The 20427-nt window shown below is 71.6% G+C and carries 15 protein-coding genes and 1 pseudogene; 3 read left to right on the top strand and 13 right to left on the bottom strand.

Going from position 1 to position 20427, the window contains the following annotated elements; all coding sequences use genetic code 11:
- Positions 1-64: 64 nt before the first annotated feature.
- Positions 65-1426 carry a Pup--protein ligase gene (pafA, locus tag GBN72_RS27860; RefSeq protein ID WP_151774712.1) on the bottom strand — a complete coding sequence of 454 codons (1362 nt, stop codon included), beginning with the start codon at positions 1424-1426 and terminating at the stop codon, positions 65-67.
- Between the two features lie 9 nt (positions 1427-1435).
- Entirely contained in the window at positions 1436-2698 is a 1263-nt protein-coding gene (locus GBN72_RS27855) for an MFS transporter (RefSeq protein WP_151774711.1), read from the bottom strand.
- An 85-nt stretch (positions 2699-2783) separates the two neighbouring features.
- Here GBN72_RS27855 and GBN72_RS27850 point away from each other — a divergent pair, with 85 nt between their 5' ends.
- A complete protein-coding gene (locus GBN72_RS27850; protein WP_151774710.1) occupies positions 2784-3806 on the top strand; it encodes a LacI family DNA-binding transcriptional regulator in 1023 nt (340 codons plus the stop codon).
- 152 nt (positions 3807-3958) lie between these two features.
- Here the strand turns inward: GBN72_RS27850 and prcA are convergent, their stop codons facing one another.
- The 8 genes and pseudogenes from prcA to GBN72_RS36215 all read right to left on the bottom strand — a co-directional run.
- Entirely contained in the window at positions 3959-4738 is a 780-nt protein-coding gene (gene prcA / locus GBN72_RS27845) for a proteasome subunit alpha (RefSeq protein WP_151774709.1), read from the bottom strand.
- A gap of 91 nt (positions 4739-4829) precedes the next feature.
- The gene (gene prcB, locus GBN72_RS27840; protein WP_151774708.1) at positions 4830-5678 is read right to left on the bottom strand and encodes a proteasome subunit beta; all 849 of its coding nucleotides are present in this window, start codon (positions 5676-5678) and stop codon (positions 4830-4832) included.
- Positions 5679-5877: 199 nt separating this feature from the next.
- Positions 5878-6096: a ubiquitin-like protein Pup gene (locus GBN72_RS27835; protein WP_151774707.1), complete on the bottom strand. Its 219-nt coding sequence runs from the start codon at positions 6094-6096 to the stop codon at positions 5878-5880.
- A gap of 147 nt (positions 6097-6243) precedes the next feature.
- Complete coding sequence (gene dop, locus GBN72_RS27830) at positions 6244-7758, bottom strand: depupylase/deamidase Dop (RefSeq protein ID WP_369695908.1); 1515 nt, start codon at positions 7756-7758, stop codon at positions 6244-6246.
- A 259-nt stretch (positions 7759-8017) separates the two neighbouring features.
- Entirely contained in the window at positions 8018-9784 is a 1767-nt protein-coding gene (arc, locus tag GBN72_RS27825; RefSeq protein WP_151774706.1) for a proteasome ATPase, read from the bottom strand.
- A gap of 205 nt (positions 9785-9989) precedes the next feature.
- Positions 9990-10580: a hypothetical protein gene (locus GBN72_RS27820; RefSeq protein WP_151774705.1), complete on the bottom strand. Its 591-nt coding sequence runs from the start codon at positions 10578-10580 to the stop codon at positions 9990-9992.
- A 306-nt stretch (positions 10581-10886) separates the two neighbouring features.
- Entirely contained in the window at positions 10887-11786 is a 900-nt protein-coding gene (locus GBN72_RS27815; protein ID WP_151774704.1) for a tRNA (adenine-N1)-methyltransferase, read from the bottom strand.
- A gap of 57 nt (positions 11787-11843) precedes the next feature.
- Positions 11844-12998, bottom strand: a pseudogene (locus GBN72_RS36215) (site-2 protease family protein); the annotation flags it as partial.
- A gap of 1008 nt (positions 12999-14006) precedes the next feature.
- Here GBN72_RS36215 and GBN72_RS27805 point away from each other — a divergent pair.
- Together GBN72_RS27805 and GBN72_RS27800 are read left to right on the top strand one after the other, a co-directional pair.
- Complete coding sequence (locus GBN72_RS27805) at positions 14007-14972, top strand: RecB family exonuclease (RefSeq protein ID WP_151774702.1); 966 nt, start codon at positions 14007-14009, stop codon at positions 14970-14972.
- Between the two features lie 55 nt (positions 14973-15027).
- Complete coding sequence (locus GBN72_RS27800; RefSeq protein ID WP_151774701.1) at positions 15028-15699, top strand: response regulator; 672 nt, start codon at positions 15028-15030, stop codon at positions 15697-15699.
- 96 nt (positions 15700-15795) lie between these two features.
- Here the strand turns inward: GBN72_RS27800 and GBN72_RS27795 are convergent, their stop codons facing one another.
- From GBN72_RS27795 to GBN72_RS27785, 3 genes are all read right to left on the bottom strand, one after another.
- On the bottom strand, positions 15796-17382 hold the full coding sequence (locus tag GBN72_RS27795; protein WP_151774700.1) for an ABC transporter substrate-binding protein: 1587 nt from the start codon (positions 17380-17382) through the stop codon (positions 15796-15798).
- A gap of 109 nt (positions 17383-17491) precedes the next feature.
- Positions 17492-19099 carry an ABC transporter substrate-binding protein gene (locus GBN72_RS27790; RefSeq protein WP_151774699.1) on the bottom strand — a complete coding sequence of 536 codons (1608 nt, stop codon included), beginning with the start codon at positions 19097-19099 and terminating at the stop codon, positions 17492-17494.
- A gap of 455 nt (positions 19100-19554) precedes the next feature.
- A complete protein-coding gene (locus GBN72_RS27785; RefSeq protein WP_151774698.1) occupies positions 19555-20292 on the bottom strand; it encodes an HAD family hydrolase in 738 nt (245 codons plus the stop codon).
- Positions 20293-20427 lie beyond the last annotated feature (135 nt).

The raw sequence follows: 20427 nt of genomic DNA, 5'->3' as shown, positions 1-20427 counted from the left end.
ACGGGGGCCCGGATCGGCTCCGGACCCCCGCGCGCGGCGCCGTCGGCGCGCCGCCCCGCGCCGGCTACATGCCGGCGATGAGCTTCTCCACCCGGTCGTCGACCGAACGGAACGGGTCCTTGCACAGGACCGTGCGCTGGGCCTGGTCGTTGAGCTTCAGGTGGACCCAGTCGACCGTGAAGTCGCGGCGCTGCTCCTGCGCCCGCTTGATGAAGTCTCCGCGCAGCCGGGCCCGCGTGGTCTGCGGCGGCACCGACTTGCCCTCGAAGATCTTGACGTCGTTGCAGATCCGCTTGGCCTGGCCGCTGCGCTCCAGCAGGTAGTAGAGGCCGCGGCGGCGGTGGATGTCGTGGTAGGCGAGGTCTATCTGGGCGACCCGCGGGTTCGACATGGTCATGTTGTGCTTGGCGCGGTAGCGCTCCAGCAGCTTGTACTTGATCACCCAGTCGATCTCGGTGGCGACCCGGTCCAGGTCCTCCTCCTCGATCGCGTCCAGGGTGCGGCCCCACAGCTCCAGGACCTGCTCGACGACGCCGGTGCGGATGCCGCGCCGGTCGACGAACTCGCAGGCCTTCTCGTAGTACTCGCGCTGGACCTCCAGCGCCGACGCCTCCCGGCCGCTGGCCAGGCGTACCTTGCGGCGCCCGGTGATGTCGTGGCTGACCTCGCGGATGGCCCGGATGGGGTTCTCCAGGGTGAGGTCGCGCATCACCGTGCCGGCCTCGATCATGCGCAGCACCAGGTCGGTGGCCCCGACCTTGAGCAGCATGGTCGTCTCCGACATGTTGGAGTCGCCGACGATCACGTGGAGCCGGCGGTAGCGCTCGGCGTCCGCGTGCGGCTCGTCGCGGGTGTTGATGATGGGTCTCGAGCGGGTGGTCGCCGAGGAGACGCCCTCCCAGATGTGCTCGGCCCGCTGGCTGACGCAGTACACCGCGCCGCGCGGGGTCTGGAGGACCTTGCCCGCCCCGCACAGCAGCTGCCGGGTGACGAGGAACGGGATGAGGATGTCGGCCAGCCGGGAGAACTCGCCGTGCCGGGCCACCAGGTAGTTCTCGTGGCAGCCGTACGAGTTCCCCGCCGAGTCGGTGTTGTTCTTGAAGAGATAGACGTCGCCCGCGATTCCCTCCTCGTGCAGGCGGCGTTCCGCGTCGACGAGAAGTCCTTCGAGAATGCGCTCGCCGGCCTTGTCGTGGGTGACGAGCTCCGTCACGTTGTCGCATTCGGGTGTGGCGTATTCCGGATGCGAACCCACGTCGAGATAGAGGCGGGCGCCGTTTCGCAGAAACACGTTGCTGCTGCGGCCCCATGACACGACACGCCGGAAGAGGTACCGCGCCACCTCGTCAGGCGACAGACGGCGCTGTCCCCTGAACGTGCACGTGACGCCGTACTCGTTCTCCAGCCCGAAAATGCGGCGGTCCATGTCTGAACATTACGCCCGATCACCCGAGCTGAAACGGGGTTCGACGGCCCGATTCGGATCATTTTCCGATCCGGCGGCGACTCTGCCGAGATTTCGGGGGGCGGCCAGGACTCCCCCGGAGGCGAGCAGCACGAGCAGCGACACCGTCCCGGCGGCGGCCGGGACGGCGAAACCGGCGCGGGGCCCGAGCAGTTCGAGGACCGGCCCGGTGACGCCGGTGCCCACCGAGGAGCCGACGGTGAAGGTGGTCACCAGCCAGGAGAACGCCTCGGTGACCGTGCCGCGCGGGGCGTGGCGGTCCACCAGGACGAAGGCGCAGGCGATGGTGGGTGCCAGGAAGACGCCCGCCAGCGCGGCCAGCAGGGTCATCGGCGCGGGACCGGGCATGGTGACCAGCGGGGCGTAGCCGAGCGCCAGCAGGGCGACCAGCGCCTTCAGGCGCCGCTCGGGCGGCCCGGCCCATTCGCGGGCCCCGTACACCCCGCCGCCGATCAGGGCGCCGAACCCCAGGGCGGCGAGCAGGGCGGCGTACACGGAGTCGCCGCCGCCGGTGCCGTCGGCGTAGGCGGTCGCCGCGACGGTGATGGAGCCGAGGGCTATGCCGACGAAGAACAGCGCGCCCAGCAGGACCAGCAGGCCGCCGGAGCGCAGCGCGCCCAGCCAGTGCGCCTCGCGGGGCGCGGACCGCCAGGCCTTCGCCGGCGGCGAGACGGCCACCGAGAGGGCGCCGAGGACCCCGATCGCGTTGAGCGCCAGCAGGGCCGCCGTCGGCGACCAGACGGCGACGAAGAGCGACACCAGCAGCGGGCCGACGGTGAACATGACCTCCTGGGCCACCGCGTCCATGGCGTAGGCGGTGTGAATCTGGTCCTCGCGCCGCAGCACCGACGGCCACAGCGCGCGCAGGCCGCCCTCCAGCGGCGGGGTGAACAGGCCGGCGGCCGCGGTGGCCAGGCAGGCGACGGGCAGCGGGTCGATGCCGGTGAGGGCGAAGACGGCCATGGCGGCCGCGGCCAGCACGGCGGCGGGCAGCTGCACGCGCGGCTGGCCGTGCAGGTCGACCAGCCGGCCCAGCACGGGCTGGCCGACGGCGTTGGCGACGCCGTACACCGCGGCCAGCACACCGGCCAGGCTGTAGGAGCCGCCCTCGGCTCTGACGAACAGCACGATGGCGATGGCCGAGGTGGCGTTGGGCAGCCGGCCCACGAGCGTCCCCGTCAGAAGACGAGCGGCATGCCGGGCCTTGAGGATCTCCAGGTACCGCGAGAACATGCAGCGCCCTCCGTTTTACGTATAACGTGAACGTCATACGTAGCATGTTCGCTGACCCTCAGTCCAGACGGAGAGCGCGCCGACGATGCCCTCATCAGGCAAGACCCGCCCCACCAGCCGGGACGTGGCCCGCGAGGCCGGTGTCTCGCAGGCCTCCGTCTCCCTCGTCATGGGCGGCAAATGGCAGGGCCGCATCTCGGCCCCCACCGCGGAACGGGTCAGGGAGGCCGCGCGCAGCCTGGGCTACCGGCCCAACCTCGCGGCCCGGAACCTGCGCACCGGCCGCACCCGGACGGTGCTGCTGGTGGTCCCCTCACTGACCACGCACTTCTTCGCCGGGGTGCACACCGGCGCGGCGCGGGTGGCCGCGGCCCACGGCTTCTCGATCGTGCTCTACCCCTCCCCCGCCGGTGTCGGCCCGGCGCGCGACCCGTTCGCCTCGGCCCCGGCCGCGCTGGACGGCGTGCTGGCGTCGTCGATGGCGGCCCGGGCGCTGACCGTGCTGCGCGGCGACCGTCTGCCGCTGGTGATGCTGGACAGCGAGCCCAACGCCTCGCCGGGCGCCGCCGCCACCGTCAACCTGGACATCGCCGACGGCGTCCGCCAGGCCGTCGGCCACCTGCTGGGCCTGGGCCACCGCCGGTTCCTCCACCTGCGGGCCGACGTGCCCTCGTGGACCTTCGAGCAGCGGGCCCGGGCGCTGGAGGCCCGGCTGGCGCGGGTGCCGGACGGCACGCTGGTCACGGCCGCCTCGCCGGTGACGGCGGACGGCGGACGCGCCGCCGTGGAGGCGGCCCTGTCCGTGCCGGGCCCCCGGCCGACCGCGGTGGTCTGCGACGACGACATGCTGGCCGTGGGCGCCTACAAGGCGGCCCGCCGGCTGGGGCTGCGGGTCCCTCGGGACATCTCGGTCACCGGCGTCGACGACCAGGTCCTCGCGAAGGCGCTGGAGCCGGAGCTCACCACCGTCCGCCTGGACGCGGAGCTGACCGGCGAGCGCGGCATGGAGGCGCTGCTGGCGGTGATCGACGGCCGCGCCCCGGTCACCCGTGACATCCCGGTCGAGCTGGTGGTCCGGGGCTCCACCGCTCCCCCGCCCCGGGCCTGACCCACCACCGCTGCCGGCCCGCCCTTCCCGGCCGGGGCCCGGACGGCCGTGCCCGGACACGACTGTGCCGCGTGAGCACGGCGAACCGTACGCACGCGGCACAGGCGCGGGGCGGGGCGGGAACCCGCCGCGCCCCGCGGCCCCGGGGCTTGTCAGCTGTCGGAGGAGTCCGGTTCCGCGTCCGGCCCGTCGTCCGGCTTCTTGGCGTCGGAGGCCGTCACGCCGCCCTCGCCGGCCGCGGTGAGGAGACGCTCCAGGCGCGGCCCGGTGATCCGGCGGAACTTCCGCCGCTGCGGCCGGGTGCGGTCCAGCACGGCCACCTCCAGGCGCTCCGCGGGGATCTCCCGCTCGCTGCCACTGGTGTCCCGGGAGAGCGCCTGCACGGCCAGCTTGAGCGCCTCGGCGAGGGTCATGCCCTCCCGGTGGCGCTGGTCCAGGTAGGAGCTGATCTGCTCGGCGTTGCCGCCGACCGCGACCGAGCCGTGCTCGTCGACGATGGAGCCGTCGTGCGGCAGCCGGTAGATCTGGTCGCCCTCGGGGGTCTCCCCGACCTCGGCGACCACCAGCTCGACCTCGTAGGGCTTCTCCCCCGCGCTGGAGAAGATGGTGCCCAGCGTCTGCGCGTACACGTTGGCCAGGCCGCGCGCGGTCACGTCGCCCCGGTCGTAGGTGTAGCCGCGCAGGTCCGCGTAGCGGACGCCGCCGATGCGCAGGTTCTCGTACTCGTTGTACTTGCCCGCCGCGGCGAAGCCGATGCGGTCGTAGATCTCGCTGAACTTGTGCAGCGCGCGGGACGGGTTCTCACCGACGAAGACGATGCCGTCGGCGTACTGCAGCACGACCAGACTGCGGCCGCGCGCGATGCCCTTGCGGGCGTATTCCGCCCGGTCCGCCATCGCCTGCTGGGGTGAGACATAGAACGGCGTCGACACCGGTTATCCGTCCCTTTCCGTCGATTCCGTCGAAGGGTCTGAAGAGGTCACAGGGATCGTCCTCGCGGGTCCACGAGGTCGCGACGCGCCGTCAGAGGAGCGCCGCACGCGGACCGTCGGGCTCCTGGAGCCGGCGGTCGAGGACCGCGCGGGCGATCCCCGACGACTCCTCCTCCGTCAGCCGGCGGAACCCGTCCTCGGTGATCACGGTGACGATCGGGAAGATCCGGCGGGCCATGTCCGGGCCGCCCGTCGCCGAGTCGTCGTCGGCCGCGTCGTACAGGGCCTGGACGACCAGGGTGGTGGCCTGCTCCTCCGTCAGGTCCTCGCGGTAGAGCTTCTTCATCGAGCCGCGCGCGAACAGCGAGCCGGAGCCCGTGGCCGCGAAGCCCGCCTGCTCGTCGGAGCGGCCGCCCGTGACGTCGTAGGAGAAGATGCGGCCCTTGCGGCGGTCGAGGTCGTACCCCGCGAACAGCGGCACCACGGCCAGGCCCTGCATGGCCATGCCGAGGTTGGAGCGGATCATCGTCGACAGCCGGTTGGCCTTGCCCTCGAGGGACAGCTGGGCGCCCTCGACCTTCTCGAAGTGCTCCAGCTCCAGCTGGAACAGCTTCACCATCTCCACGGCCAGACCGGCGGTGCCCGCGATGCCCACCGCGGAGTAGTCGTCGGCCGGGAACACCTTCTCGATGTCGCGCTGGGCGATCACGTTGCCCATGGTGGCCCGCCGGTCACCGGCCAGGACCACGCCGCCCGGGAACGTCACCGCCACGATGGTGGTGCCGTGCGGGGCCTCGACGACGCCCTGCGTGGGCGGCAGCTGCCGGTTGCCGGGCAGCATGTCCGGCTGGTGTCCGGCCAGGAAGTCCATGAACGAGGAGGATCCCGGGGTCAGGAAGGCGGCCGGCAGTCGCCCGGTGTCACGAGTGTTGGCTTCCACGCATTTCCTTCCGAAGAACACGGCTTCCGCGCTGCGTCCGCGTCGACGCCGCGCGGCTGAAGCAAGCTGAAGCACAGTTATGTCACGGACCCTACCCGCACCTCGGCCATGATCCACCTTCATATGCCGAAGCACGGGGGCTGCCCGAGGGCAGCCCCCGTGCTCGGCTCTGTGCCTTCGCTTCGAAGGCCCGCAGGGCCTACTGGCCGCCCTTCTGAACGAATGACCGCACGAATTCCTCGGCGTTGGATTCGAGCACGTCGTCGATCTCGTCCAGGACGGAGTCGACGTCGTCGCTGAGCGCCTCCTGCCGTTCCTTCAGGTCCTCGCTCGCCTGCGCGTCCTGCGCCTGCTCGTCGACCTCCTCGGTCGACCGCGTGGCCTTCTGCTGTCCGCCGTCGGTGTCCTTGGTCGCCATAACCCTCACCCCGCTCGGTTCGACGTTCTTGATCAGACCCTACTAGCAGGGTCCGACATCGACCCCACAGTTCCCTCACACGGAGAAACCATCCCGATGATTCCCCTTCGGGACCAATCCCACCCCGATCCCGGGGTGGAAGATCGCTCAGCGGTTCCCGCTCAGCACCTTGACCAGCTCCTCCGCCGTCCGGCACCGGTCGAGGAGCTCCTTGACGTGCGCCCGGGTGCCGCGCAGCGGCTCCAGGGTGGGCACACGTTGCAGAGAGTCACGGCCGGGCAGGTCGAAGATCACCGAGTCCCAGGACGCCGCGGCCACGTCGTCCGCGTACTGCTCCAGGCACCTGCCCCGGAAGTAGGCCCGGGTGTCCTCAGGGGGCTGCGTGACGGCCTTGAGGACGTCCTGCTCGTCGAGCAGCCGCTTCATCCGCCCGCGGGCCGCCAGACGGTTGTAGAGGCCCTTGTCGGGCCGCACGTCGGCGTACTGCAGGTCGACCAGGTGGAGCCGGGGGGCGTCCCAGTCCAGGGTGTCCCGGCGGCGGTAGCCCTCCATGAGCTCCCGCTTGGCCACCCAGTCCAGCTCGCCGGCCAGGCTCATCGGGTCGCTCTCCAGCCGGCCGAGAACATCCTCCCAGCGGGACAGGACGTCCTTGGTCTGGTCGTCGGCGTCGGCCCCGAAGCGCTCCTCGACGTACTTGCGGGCCAGCTCGTAGTACTCCATCTGGAGCTGCACCGCGGTGAGCTTGCGGCCGCTGCGCAGCACGACCAGACGCTTGAGCGTCGGGTCGTGCGAGACCTGGTGCAGGGTGCGCACCGGCTGGTCGACGGCCAGGTCGACGGCGATGAAACCGTCCTCGATCATGGAGAGCACCAGGGAGGTGGTGCCGAGCTTGAGATAGGTCGAGATCTCGGAGAGGTTCGCGTCGCCGATGATCACGTGCAGGCGGCGGTACTTCTCCGCGTCCGCGTGGGGCTCGTCGCGGGTGTTGATGATGGGCCGCTTCAGAGTCGTCTCGAGGCCCACCTCGACCTCGAAGTAGTCCGCCCGCTGGCTCAGCTGGAAGCCGTGCTCGTTGCCGTCCTGGCCGATGCCGACCCGGCCGGCGCCCGCGAAGACCTGGCGGGAGACGAAGAAGGGCGTCAGGTGGCGCACGATGTCCGAGAAGGCGGTCTCCCGCTTCATCAGGTAGTTCTCGTGCGTCCCGTAGGAGGCGCCCTTGTTGTCGGTGTTGTTCTTGTAGAGGTGGATGGGCTGCGCGCCGGGCAGCTGGGCCGCCCGCTCGGCGGCCTCGGCCATGATCCGCTCGCCCGCCTTGTCCCACAGCACCGCGTCCCGCGGATTGGTGACCTCGGGGGCGCTGTACTCGGGATGGGCGTGGTCCACGTAGAGACGCGCGCCGTTGGTCAGGATCACGTTGGCGAGGCCGATGTCCTCGTCCGTGAGCTGGCTGGAGTCGGCGACCTCCCGCGCCAGGTCGAAACCGCGCGCGTCCCGCAGCGGGTTCTCCTCCTCGAAGTCCCAGCGGGCCCGGCGGGCCCGGTGCATCGCCGCCGCGTAGGCGTTGACGATCTGGGACGAGGTGAGCATGGCATTGGCGTTGGGGTGGCCGGGGACGGAGATCCCGTACTCCGTCTCGATCCCCATCACTCGCCGTACGGTCATGCGGCCCTCCTTGCCCGGCGGCGCCCTCGGTCGGGGGCGGCCCTCAAGTACCACCCGTGCTCCGGCGCGGGTGCGGTGCCCCTTCGGTCTGCCCGCGGCGACGGAGCGGCGGTACCGACGAGCCTAGAACGCCTTTGCGCCGACGGGGAGATCATTAGTCTCTTTGCCCCTCCCGCGGCACCCGGTCGTTCCTGCCGGGCGGAGCGGGAGAAGGCGGCCGCGGTCGCCCCGAAGGGCATCCGCGGCCGCCCCCTTCTCGTTACAGGTACTGACCGGTGTTGGCCACCGTGTCGATGGACCGTCCGGTGTCCGAGCCCTGCTTCCCGGTGATCAGGGTCCGGATGTACACGATCCGCTCGCCCTTCTTGCCGGAGATCCGGGCCCAGTCGTCCGGGTTGGTCGTGTTGGGCAGGTCCTCGTTCTCCTTGAACTCGTCCACACACGCCTGGAGGAGGTGGGAGACCCGCAGACCCTTCTGCTCGTGGTCGAGGAAGTCCTTGATCGCCATCTTCTTGGCGCGGCCCACGATGTTCTCGATCATGGCACCGGAGTTGAAGTCCTTGAAGTACAGGACCTCCTTGTCGCCGTTGGCGTAGGTGACCTCCAGGAAGCGGTTCTCCTCGGACTCCGCGTACATGTGCTCCACCGCGGACTGGATCATGGCCTGGACGGTGGCGGACTTGTCGCCGCCGTGCTCGGCCGTGTCGTCCCCGTGGAGCGGCAGGCGCTCGGTGAGGTACTTCCCGAAGATGTCCTTGGCCGCCTCGGCGTCCGGACGCTCGATCTTGATCTTCACATCGAGCCGGCCCGGCCGCAGGATCGCCGGGTCGATCATGTCCTCGCGGTTGGAGGCGCCGATCACGACCACGTTCTGCAGCCCCTCGACGCCGTCGATCTCGGCGAGGAGCTGGGGGACGATGGTGTTCTCGACGTCCGAGCTGACGCCCGAGCCGCGGGTGCGGAAGAGGGACTCCATCTCGTCGAAGAAGACGATGACGGGCGTGCCCTCGCTGGCCTTCTCACGGGCCCGCTGGAAGACCAGGCGGATCTGCCGCTCGGTCTCGCCGACGTACTTGTTCAGGAGCTCGGGGCCCTTGATGTTGAGGAAGAAGCTCTTCCCCGCGGCCTGACCGGTGACCTCGGCGACCTTCTTGGCCAGCGAGTTCGCCACGGCCTTGGCGATGAGCGTCTTGCCGCATCCGGGCGGGCCGTAGAGCAGGACGCCCTTGGGCGGGCGCAGCTCGTGCTCCTTGAAGAGGTCGGGGTAGAGATAGGGGAGCTCGACCGCGTCCCGGATGGCCTCGATCTGGCCGCCGAGACCGCCGATCTGGTCGTACCCGATGTCGGGGACCTCTTCGAGGACCAGCTCCTCGACCTCGCTCTTGGGCACGACCTCGTAGACGTACCCGGAGCGGGGTTCGAGCAGCAGGGCGTCGCCGGCCCGGATGACGACGTCGAGCAGCGGTTCGGCGAGCCGGACCACCTTCTCCTCGTCGGTGTGCCCGACCACCAGGGCGCGCTCGCCGTCCTCCAGGATCTCCTTGAGGGTGACGATCTCGCCGACGCGCTCGAACTCCATGGCGGCGACCACGTTGAGCGCCTCGTTGAGCATCACCTCCTGGCCGCGCCGGAGCTCGTCGAGGTCGATGCTGGGGCTGACGTTCACCCGGAGCTTGCGGCCGCCGGTGAAGATGTCGGCCGTCGCGTCCTCGTTCGCCGCGAGGAACACGCCGAAACCGGCCGGCGGCTGGGCGAGCCGGTCGACCTCCTCCTTGAGGGCCACGATCTGGTCGCGGGCCTCCCGGAGCGTGCCGGCGAGCCGCTCGTTCTGCGCGGACACGCCGGCCAGATTGGTCTGCAGCTCGACGATCCGCTCTTCGAGAAGCCTCGTGTGCCGCGGAGAGTCGGCGAGCTTGCGTCGCAGGACGGCGATCTCCTGCTCAAGGTAGGCGATCTGCCCGGCCGGGTCCTCGGACCCTCGACCCGGGCGGATGCCGCGGTTCATGTCGTCGTCGTGGGCTGCCACGGTCCTCACCTCCTCCAAGGGGAGCTGGACGCTTCCAGACCCTACCTGGGCGGGTGTCGATTGAAACCCTAGATCACAAAGACCGTCGGAAGGTGTCCGATCTTCACCCTTGCGCTCTCCCTCACTGCCAGGGAGATACCCAAGGATCGTGGATCGAAAGCAGTGAACATCAACGGCCGTGACCGGGCGGCAGGCGGTGCGGCCCTCAGACCTGTTCGGTGTCGTCCGGCGAGCCGCGGTGGAACGCGCCGTCGGCCCAGCGCCAGTTGACGTCCTCCTCCACGTCCGGGCAGCAACTGGGCACCTTCGCCGAGGAGTAACCGAGCACCGTGGCCTCGACCTGCCCGTCGCGCACCGCCAGGCCGGTGACGGTGTGGCGTTCCTCCGGTTCCACCAGGGTGGCGACCAGACGCGCCGTGCCGGTGTCCCCCGCACGGGTGAGGACGTACACGGCGTCGGGGGGCGTTCCCATGGCGCTGTCGCAGTGCACGGCGGCGACCGTCTCGGGGCTGCCGTCCCCGTCGAGGTCGCCCGCGGCCTGCCGGGCGACCACCGGCTCGGCGATGTCGCCGCAGTCGAGGGGGAAGCTCACGGCGGCCGGGTCCGGCGCCGGGCGTTCGGCGGGGGCGGCCGTCGCGGCCTTGCCGTCCTTCGGCTGCACCGCCGTGGCGTGGCCGGGCTGCACCAGGGAGGAGAGGGCCACCACACAGGCGATCGCGGTGGCCGTCGCGAGCCAGTGGACGGGGCGGGGGAAGGCGTGCGGGAGTGCCAGTTCCGGGACGTCGGAGTGCTGCACGAGTGGGTGTCTCCCGTGGAGGGACGGTGCCGGTGGGATGCTCAGCATCGTGCCACACGTCACAGTGCCCGGGAACCGCGGGGTGGCGGTGTGCGCAGGCCGTCCACGGGGCGGACACGGCACGCCGACAGCCCTGCGTCCACGGCGGGGAGGACGCGGGCCACGGCGAGGAGGAGGCCCGCCAACAGCGAGGCGCACCGGCCTGGTTGCCGTGCGGTGCGCGGCAACCCGGCCGGTGCGCCGGGGAGTTGCGGGGCGTGCGCACGGGGTGCGCACGCCGGGCGGGGCTGTGTGGTGCTGCCGGGGCTAGCGGGAACCGCCGTCGGCGTTGGGGCCGGCGTAGTCCTCGCCGTAGGCGCCCTTGGCGGGGCGGCGGCGGCGCATGGGCGGCTCGACGCCGTCCGCGAGGCGGCGGGCGGTGAGCAGGAAGCCGGTGTGGCCGATCATCCGGTGGTCCGGACGGACCGCGAGGCCCTCGATGTGCCAGTTGCGGATCATCGACTCCCAGGCCGTCGGCTCGTTGAAGCAGCCCATCTCGCGGATGGACTCGACGGTGCGGGCGAGCTGCGTGGTGGTGGCCACGTAGCAGCAGAGGATGCCGCCGGGCACGAGGGCCTTGGAGACCGCCTCCAGGCACTCCCAGGGAGCGAGCATGTCGAGGATGACCCGGTCGACCTCGGTGTCGCTCAGGTTGTCCTGGAGGTCGCCCACGGTGAGCTGCCAGGCGGGGTGCTCACCGCCGAAGTAGCGCTCCACGTTCTGCTTCGCGATCTCGGCGAAGTCCTCGCGGCGCTCGTAGGAGTGCAGCATGCCCTGGTCGCCGATGGCGCGCAGCAGGAAGGAGCTGAGCGATCCGGAGCCGACGCCGGCCTCCACGACGCGCGCGCCGGGGAAGATGTCGGCGAAGGCGAGGATCTGCCCCGCGTCCTTGGGGTAGACCACGGCGGCGCCGCGGGGCATGGACAGGACGTAGTCGGGGAGCAGGGGGCGCAGCGCCAGATAGGCGACGTTCCCCGTGGTGCGGACAACGCTGCCCTCGGGGGCGCCGATCAGCTCGTCGTGCGGGAAGGAACCCTTGTGGGTGTGGAAGTTCTTTCCCGCTTCCAGCGTGAACGTGTAGTGGCGGCCCTTGGGGTCGGTCAGCTGAACCTGGTCCCCGACCTTGAAGGGCCCGCGCCTGCGGGCGGCACCGGTCGGTTCGGACATGTGACCAGCCTACCGGTCCGCGGGGGGTGTCCCGACCTGGCGGGCCCGGTGGGATGCTCAGTGGGAACGGGTCATGGCCTTGACGAAGGCGTGCTCGACGTCGGCGGCGGAGAGGACGCCGTAGATCGCGCCGGTCTCCTCGACCACCAGGTACTCCGTGGCGGGGGTGGCCCGCAGGGCCTCCAGCAGGTCCTCGCCCTCCAGCTCGGCGGAGACCCGCATGCCCTCGGTGAGGCCGGTCGCCAGGGTGCTCACCGCGACCCAGGGACGGCGGTGCTCGGGCACGCCGGCGATGCCGGTCTCGCGGACCAGGGAGATCGGCAGGCCCGAGGCGTCCACCACGACGAGGGCGCGGGCGCCGGCCGCGTTGGCGCGGCGCAGCGCCTCGGAGACGGGGGTGTCCGGCTGCACGGGGACGGCACGACGGGTGAGGGTGCGGGCGCGCAGGTCGGGCAGGTGCTCGCGCAGCCGGGCCATGCGGAGGCTGTTGCCCGCGCCGGTCCACATGATCGCGGCGACGATGGCGGCGAGCAGCGCGTCCAGGACCGTGTCCATGCCGTCGGTCTGGGCCTCGCCGACGGCGCCGGAGCGGGTGAGCAGCGGGAAGCCGATCAGGACGGCGACGGCCAGCGCCCGTCCGGCCCAGGCGGCCGCGACGGTGCCGCTCATGGGCCTGCCGGTGATCTTCCAGACCACGGCGCGGAGCATCCGGCCGCCGTCCAGGGGGAGGCCGGGGAGCAGGTTGAAGGCGGCGACGATCAGGTTGGAGATCATCAGGCCGCCCAGCAGCACGCCCGGCACGGTGCCGGGCTCCACGGCGAAGAGGGTCAGGTAGAAGACGCCGGCCAGGACGAGGGAGAGGAGCGGGCCCACGAAGGCCAGCACGAACTCGCGGCCGGGGGTCTCGGACTCCTTGCCGATGTCCGAGAAGCCGCCGAAGAACTGGAGCTGGATGCGGCGCACCGGCAGCTTGAAGCGGAGGGCGGCGACGGTGTGGGCCAGTTCGTGGACCAGCACGGAGGCGTAGAGGGCCAGGGCGAAGGAGAGGGAGACCAGGTAGCGGGCGGCGCCGAGGTCGGGGAGGATCGGCTCGAGCCGGTCGCCGAAGACCCAGGTGATCAGGGCGGCGACCAGGAAGAAGCTGGGCGAGACGTAGACGGGGACCCCGAAGGGGCGTCCCATCAGGAGCCCGCTGCGGGGTTCCTTCTCCCGGTCCTCGTCCTGCGTGTCCCGTGTCCTGACGGGCCCGTGCCCGCCGGCGAGCGCGCGCCCCGACGGGGTCTCCCCGGGCCCCCGCACCGGCTCCTCCCCCGCACCACCGGCGCGTTCCCCGGCCTCGCCGCGCCCCTCGGCATGCCCCGATCCGGGGCCCTGCGCCGCGGGGCCTGCCGCCTCGGGACCCGCCGCCTCGGGGCCTTCCCTCTTCGGGCCCTCCGGCTCGAGTCCTTCCGGCTTCGGACCCTGCGGCTTCGGACCTTCCAGCTTCGGACCTTCCGGCTTCGGACCCTGCGCCTCGGGACCCTCTGGCTGAGGAACTTCCTCCTTCGGACCCTCCGCCTTCGGACCCTCCGCCGACGCGCCACCGCCGGACCCGGCCGGGTCCGTCCCTGGCCGGTCCGACGCGGCCGGATCCGTCCCGGCCTCGCCGGCACCGGGGGCCGACCCCGCACGCGGAGCGTCCTCCCCGCCCCGCGCGGCAGAATCGTCGTCCGCGGCGGCAGCGCCCTCCGGACCGGCCCCGGCGCCACCGGGCCGATCGGCATCCGGAGCCGGCTCCGGCTCCGGCTCCGGCGGATCGGGCTGCGCGTCCTCGCCGGAAGCCCCGCCCCCCGCGGCGGGCCGTCCCGGGTCGCCGGGCGGCGTGGCTCCGGCGCCGGGCGCGGCACCGGCCCCGTCCGCGGCGGTGTCGGATCGTTCCGGCGGCTCAGGGGACCGGGTCCCGTCCTGGGCGGCGGGGTCGTCGGAGGAGGCGGGCGGCGGGACGTCGTCCTCGGGTCGCGGGTCCTCGCTCGCGCCGCTCTGCTCCACGCCGGTTGTCCCCTCGTCCGAATGCGTTCGCCCTCCACGCGCCCGCGTGCGGTGGATTCGGCTCGAGTCCGATGTTATGCGGCGGAACCCGCATCGCACGCCTTGGCACCCCCCTGAGCCTTTCCCGCTGTGACCGTGCCCATGTCCGGTACGGTCCCCGGCTGTCGGCGCCGGGCCGTAAGGTCTGATGGCATGGAGACCAGCCCCGCCGCCCCGACCGCGGCACCGCAAGCCGCGACGGCCGCGCCGCCCCCGGCGGAGGCGGCGACCCCGGCGGACGCCGCGAACCCGGCGGACGCCCCGTCCCCGGTCGCGCCCGCCGCCGCTCCGCCGAGGTCGCTGTCTCCCTCGCGTGCCGCGGACTTCATGCGGTGCCCGCTGCTCTACCGCTTCCGGGTGATCGACCGCCTGCCCGAGAAGCCCAGCGCGGCCGCCACCCGCGGCACGCTGGTGCACGCGGTGCTGGAGCGCCTCTTCGACGTCCCCGCCGCCGAGCGGACCGCGCCCCGCGCCCGTGACCTGCTGCCCGGCCAGTGGGAGCGCCTGCGCGAGAGCCGTCCCGAGGTGATGGAGCTGTTCGCCGACGACCCCGACGGCACCCGTCTGGCCCGCTGGCTGGAGGAGGCCGAGGGGCTGGTGGAGCGCTGGTTCACGCTGGAGGACCCGACCCGCCTGGAGCCCGTGGAGCGGGAGTTCACGGTGGAGACGGAGCTGGAGTCGGGCCTGCGGCTGCGCGGGATCATCGACCGGGTCGACGTGGCTCCCACCGGCGAGGTCCGGATCGTGGACTACAAAACCGGCAAGGCCCCCCGCCCGCAGTACGCGGAGGAGGCCCTGTTCCAGATGAAGTTCTACGCCCTGGTGGTGTGGCGGCTGAAGCGGGTGCTGCCGCGCCGCCTCCAGCTGGTGTACCTGGGCAGCGGCGACGTGGTGACGTACGACCCGGTCCCCGCCGACCTCCAGCGGGTGGAGCGCAGACTGCTCGCCCTGTGGGAGGCGATCACCCTGGCCACGGCGACCGGCGAGTGGCGTCCCCGCCGCGGCCGGCTCTGCGACTGGTGCGATCATCAGGACCGCTGCCCGGAGTTCGGCGGCACACCCCCGCCGTACCCGCTGCCGGTCACCCTGCCCACGCCGGCGCCGCGCACGGCAGAATGAACCGGGCCGGCCGCCGGGGGTTGCGTCGCCGGCCGGAGACCGAGGGAGATGTCACGTGGCGATCCGCGTCCTGCTGGTGGACGACCAGCCTCTGCTGCGCACCGGCTTCCGGATGATCCTGGAGGCCGAGCAGGACATCGCCGTCGTCGGCGAGGCCGGCGACGGCCGCCAGGCCGTGGACCAGGTCCGGACGATGCAGCCGGACGTGGTCCTGATGGACATCCGGATGCCGCGGATGGACGGGGTGGAGGCGACCCGCCGCATCACCGGTCCGGAGCGCGACGGCCCGGCCAAGGTGCTGGTGCTGACCACCTTCGACCTGGACGAGTACGTCGTGGAGGCGCTGCGCGCGGGTGCCAGCGGCTTCCTGCTGAAGGACGCCCCGGCGCACGAGCTGGTGCAGGCGATCCGCGTGGTGGGCGCCGGTGAGGCGATGCTGGCGCCGAGCATCACCCGGCGGCTGCTGGACAAGTACGCCACCCACCTGCCGTCGGGCGAGGAGACGGTGCCGGACGCGCTGCGCACGCTGACCGAGCGTGAGGTCGAGGTGCTGAAGCTGGTCGCGCGCGGCCTGTCCAACGCGGAGATCGCGGCGGACCTGTTCGTGGGCGAGACGACGGTGAAGACCCACGTCGGGCACGTGCTGACCAAGCTGGGGCTGCGCGACCGGGTGCAGGCGGCGGTGTACGCGTACGAGAGCGGTCTGGTGCGTCCCGGCGGCCAGTGATCCCGGGCGGGCGCGGCCGGTGGGCCCGCGCGCCACGCGTGACGGCGGCGCCCCCACCCGGGATCCCGGGTGGGGGCGCCGCCGTCACGAACCGGGTCAGCCGCTCTTGCTGATCTCCCAGAAGCGGAACACCGTCGAGGCGTCCAGGCACTTCTCGAGGCCGTACACGCCGTCACGGACGACCGCGTACTGCTTGGCCTGCCAGACCGGCAGGATCGGCAGCTCCTCGGCCACGATGTCCTGGAGCTGGCCGTAGTCGTTGGCCGTGGCGGAACGTTCCCGCTGAGCGGCGGTGGCGGGGACGAGGTCCTCGGTGATGGTCTCGTTCTCGTAGTTGTTGCCGAGGACGTTGCCCTCGCCGAAGAACGGACCGGTGAAGTTCTCCGGGTCCGGGTAGTCCGGCACCCAGCCCTTGACGTAGACGCCGTACTTGCCGTCGGCGATGTCCTTCTCGTACTGGTCGAACTTCACCGACTTCACCTGGGCGTCGAACAGCCCGCTGGAGTTGAGCTGCTCGGCGATCGCCTCGAACTCGTCGTCCGTGGACGGGCCGTAGCGGTCCGGGGTGGACCACAGGGTCAGCTTCACCTTGTCGGTGACGCCCGCCTCGGTCAGCGCCTGCGCCGCGGCGGTCTTGGACGGCTTGCCGCCGTAGGTGTCGAAGAAGGCCGTGTTGTGGCCGGTGATGCCCGCGGGGACGATCGAGTACAGCGGCGTGGCGGTCTGCTCGTAGACCTTGTCGATCAGGGCCTCGCGGTCCAGCAGGTACGCGATGGCCTTGCGGACGCCGGGGTTGCCGACGACCGGGTCCTTGACGTTGAAGACCAGGTGCTGGACCTCGGCGCTGTTGCCTTCGAGGACCGATATCTCCTCGTCGCCGGTGCTGTTCTCCTCGATGTCGGCGATGTCGCTGGCGGCCAGGCCTCGGTAGGCCACGTCCACCTCGCCCTCGGTCAGCGCGGTCTTGAGGGCGGCGCGGTCGCCGCGGAAGAGCTGGAGGGTGACGCCCGCGTTGCGCGTCTCGGCGGTGCCCTTGTAGCCGGTGTTGAGGGAGAAGACGGCCTTCTCCTCGTCGAACGAGTCGAGCTGGTAGGGACCGGAGCCGACGGCCTCGCCGTCCTCACGCAGCTTGTCGGCCGGGTACTCGCCCCGCGGGACGATCGAGCCGGCGCCCGAGGCGATCTTGCTGGGGAAGGTCGCGTCCGGGAACTTCAGCTTGAAGACGACGGTCTTCTCGTCCGGCGTCTCGATCTTGTCGAGCGAGGCGAACATGACGGCCGGGCCGGACGGGTCGTTGATCTTGAGCATCCGGTCGAAGGTGAACTTCACGTCCTCGGACGTGAACGGGTCGCCGTTGCTGAACTCCAGGCCGTCGCGGAGCGTGCACTCGAAGACCTGGGTCTGCCCGTCGGTGAAGTGACACTCCTCCGCGGCCTCCGGCTTCGGCTCGATCCCGCCCCGGGGGAAGGAGAGCAGCGACTGGAAGACGTTGTTGAACAGCAGCCAGGAACCCGGGTCGTAGCCGGAGGCCGGGTCGGTGGCGAGCACGTCGTCGGTCATGCCGACGACGACCGTGGAGTCGGCGTTGTCGCCCGCCTCCTCACCCGTGCCGCAGCCGGCGAGCAGACCCGCGGACAGGGCGGCGAGCGCGGGCAGAACCGGCCACCGATGATGTCTCTTCACGTGATGAGCCTTGTCGTGCGTTGGATACGGAGACCGGACTCGGCCGAGTCCGGCTGCGATGTGGGGGGTGTCCCCACCGGCCCGCGGGACGGGACCGGCGGGTGGGGGGTCACTCGGAGCCGACGCCCTTGCCCAGCTCCCAGAGCTGAAGCGTGGAGGAGGAGTTGAGCGCGTAGGCGGTGCCCGTGACGTCGTCGCGGGCGGCGATGTACTGCTTGCCCTGCCACAGCGGCAGCACCGGTACGTCCTCGGCGACGATGTCCTGCACCTCGGTCAGGCTCGGCGCCGCGTCCATCCGGTCGGGCTCGCGCCGCGAACGGGGGATCAGAATCTGCTGCACCTTGCTGTTGGCGTAGGGGGACCCGAGGAAGTTCTTCTTGTCGAGGAACGGCGCCAGGTAGTTGTCGGCGTCCGGGAAGTCGGGGAACCAGCCCATGCCCCAGACCTCGTACTTGCCCTTCAGGGACGCCGGGCGGAACTCCTTCCACGGCGCGCCCTTGGGGTCGCCCACCGTGAACAGCCCGCTGGCGTTGAGCTGGTCGGCCAGCACGTCGAACTCCTCCGCGGTGGCGGAGCCGTAGTGGTCGAGCGTGAAGTGCAGGTCGAGCGGGACCGGGGTGCTGATGCCGGCCTCGTCGAGGATCTTGGCCGCCTTGGCGGCGCTCGGCTCACCGTACTTGTTCAGGAAGGCGTTGGAGTGCCCGGGCAGGGAGGCCGGGACGAGCGAGTAGAGCGGCTCGGACTGGGCGCCGTACACCCGGGCGACCAGCTCGTTGCGGTCGACGACCTGCGCGATCGCCTGGCGGACCGCCTTGTTCTGCACGGCGGGGGCGTCGGTGTCGAAGGCGAGGTAGCGGATGTCCAGACCGGACATCTCGACCACCTCGATGCCGTCGTCGGGCTCGGCGTCCAGCTCGTTGACCTGGTCGGGTGTCAGCGTCCGCGACATCACGTCGATGTCGCCCCCGGCTATGGCCGTGCCCATCGCCTCGGCGGACTCGAAGGCCACCAGCTCGGCCCGCGCGTTGCGGACGTCCAACGAGCCGTGGTAATCCGGGTTCCTGGTGAAGACGGCCTTCGCCAGGGTGCCGTCCTCGACCTGGGCCTCCATGGTGTACGGACCCGAGCCGTGCACCGAGAAGCCGTCGAGGAGCCGGTCCTCGGGGTACTCGTCCGGGTCGACGATGGCGGCGACCGGGGTGGAGAGCTTGTACGGGAAGGTCGCGTCGGCGGAGTTCAGGTGGAAGACCACCTCGCGGTCGCCACGGGTCTCCACCGTGTCCACGGTGGAGAGCAGACCGGCGACGCTGCTCTCCGAGTCGATGCGCAGGACCCGCTCGACCGAGTACTTCACGTCGTCCGCGGTGACGGGGTCCCCGTCGGCGAACTTCAGGTCCTTGCGGAGGGTGCAGGAGTACCGCTCGTTGCCCGTGTCGGTGAACGCGCAGTGCTCGGCCGCCTCGGGCTGCGGGTCGCCGCCGCCGCGGGGCTGGACCAGGAGGGTCTGCAGCGACTGCCGGAGGATGTTCCAGCTCCCGACGTCGTACGCGTACGCGGGGTCGAGCGGGGCGGGGGCCTCGGCCGAGGCGGAGATCCGGTCGGTGGTGCCCACCTTGAGCGAGGTGTCGTCCGAACCGCCGTCGGATCCGCCGCAGGCGGCGATCAGGGGAGCCACCAGGCCGATCACGGCCGGCAGCGCCAGAGTCTTGCGGTTCATGCTCGGACGTCTCCAGGCTGTCGATTTCCGCGTACCCGGCGGGACGAGGGTGGTGCGCGTCGGGTCGCGGGCGCGAAGGATGTTTCTCGCGGCCGACATTAGCCGCCGCCGCCCGGACGCCCGGAACGGACCGCAACTGATTTGCCGTCACGCTTCGGAACCGGCCGCGGACGCAGCGGCAACGCCGCCGCGGAAGGATTCGTGCGGCATTTCCCCAAACCGGGCACAAAGAACCCCCGCCGGAAGGACCGACGGGGGCTCCACGACGGAACACGGGCGCCACCGACCCCCTCCGACGTGGCGAAGGTCACAGGATTGATCGGCGGAAAAGAAACCCGGAATCAGGCCCGGCTATCTCCGTGATCGAGAGGCGGTGCGCCTTTCTCGTATTCCCGGAAACACGGTGGGTAAGTGCCCCGCCGAAGCGGGGTGAACGAATGGTGTACGCGATGCGCCTATTCCGTGCCCAGGACGCCCCGGATACCCCGGACGCCCTCATGAGTGGGGATCAGCGACCGCAGGAAACGCAGGTCGACCTCTTCCAGCGACTTCACGACGGTGCGGCCGGGCCCCGGCCGCAGCGGGGCGACGGACGGCACCACGACCACCCGGCAGCCGGCCGCCTCGGCGGCGGCGACACCGGTGGCGGTGTCCTCGACGACCGCGCAGCGGGCCGGGTCGGCGCCGAGACCGGTCGCGGCGAGCAGGTAGGGGTCCGGGTGCGGCTTGGTGCGCGGGACCTCGTCACCGGCCACGGTGAGGCGGAAGTGGTGGGCCCCCAGGGCGGTGAGCACCCGGTCGATGACCCGGCGGTGCGAGGCGGAGACGAGCGCGGTGGGGACGTCGTGGGCGTGGAGTTCGGCGAGCAGGCGGGCGGCGCCCGGCATCAGCGGCAGGTGCTCCTCGATACGCGCCTCGAAGCCCTGGTTGAGCAGGACGGAGAGCTCCTCGAGCGCGATGTCGGCGCCGGTGGCCTCGATCAGGAACCCGGCGCTGCGGCTCATGGGCCCGCCCACGACCACCTCACGCCAGGACTCCTGAAGGGTGTGGCCCAGGGCCGCGAAGACCTCCCGCTCCACGTCCCACCAGAAGCCCTCGGTGTCCACCAGGGTGCCGTCCATGTCGAGCAGTACCGCCTGGAGGCCGGACTCCTCGGCCGTCCGGGTCGTGGTGGCGGGGACCGTACTGGTCATCCGTGGAGACCTCCTTGCGCAGAGGGGCTGAGGAACGCCGGGGGCCGACAGGCCGGCCGCCCTCCCCGCGCGGGGAGGGCGGCCGGCCTGCGGCGGATCGACCAGTGTACGACCGGTTCGGGCGGATCGCCCGTC

It is taken from the genome of Streptomyces abyssomicinicus, from assembly GCF_008974245.1.
Lineage (GTDB): Bacteria > Actinomycetota > Actinomycetes > Streptomycetales > Streptomycetaceae > Streptomyces > Streptomyces abyssomicinicus.
The sequence above is the reverse complement of the archived record's forward strand: the minus strand, read 5'-3'. Positions and strand labels throughout refer to the sequence as shown.

Bases quoted from the DNA above. Each gene is read 5' to 3' on its own strand.
- GBN72_RS27835 (WP_151774707.1), bottom strand. From the start codon at position 6,096: ATGGCGACCAAGGACACCGACGGCGGACAGCAGAAGGCCACGCGGTCG.
- GBN72_RS27815 (WP_151774704.1), bottom strand. From the start codon at position 11,786: ATGTCCGAACCGACCGGTGCCGCCCGCAGGCGCGGGCCCTTCAAGGTC.
- GBN72_RS27850 (WP_151774710.1), top strand. From the start codon at position 2,784: ATGCCCTCATCAGGCAAGACCCGCCCCACCAGCCGGGACGTGGCCCGC.
- GBN72_RS27785 (WP_151774698.1), bottom strand. From the start codon at position 20,292: ATGACCAGTACGGTCCCCGCCACCACGACCCGGACGGCCGAGGAGTCC.
- GBN72_RS27790 (WP_151774699.1), bottom strand. From the start codon at position 19,099: ATGAACCGCAAGACTCTGGCGCTGCCGGCCGTGATCGGCCTGGTGGCT.
- GBN72_RS27805 (WP_151774702.1), top strand. From the start codon at position 14,007: ATGGAGACCAGCCCCGCCGCCCCGACCGCGGCACCGCAAGCCGCGACG.
- GBN72_RS27855 (WP_151774711.1), bottom strand. From the start codon at position 2,698: ATGTTCTCGCGGTACCTGGAGATCCTCAAGGCCCGGCATGCCGCTCGT.
- dop (WP_369695908.1), bottom strand. From the start codon at position 7,758: ATGACCGTACGGCGAGTGATGGGGATCGAGACGGAGTACGGGATCTCC.
- pafA (WP_151774712.1), bottom strand. From the start codon at position 1,426: ATGGACCGCCGCATTTTCGGGCTGGAGAACGAGTACGGCGTCACGTGC.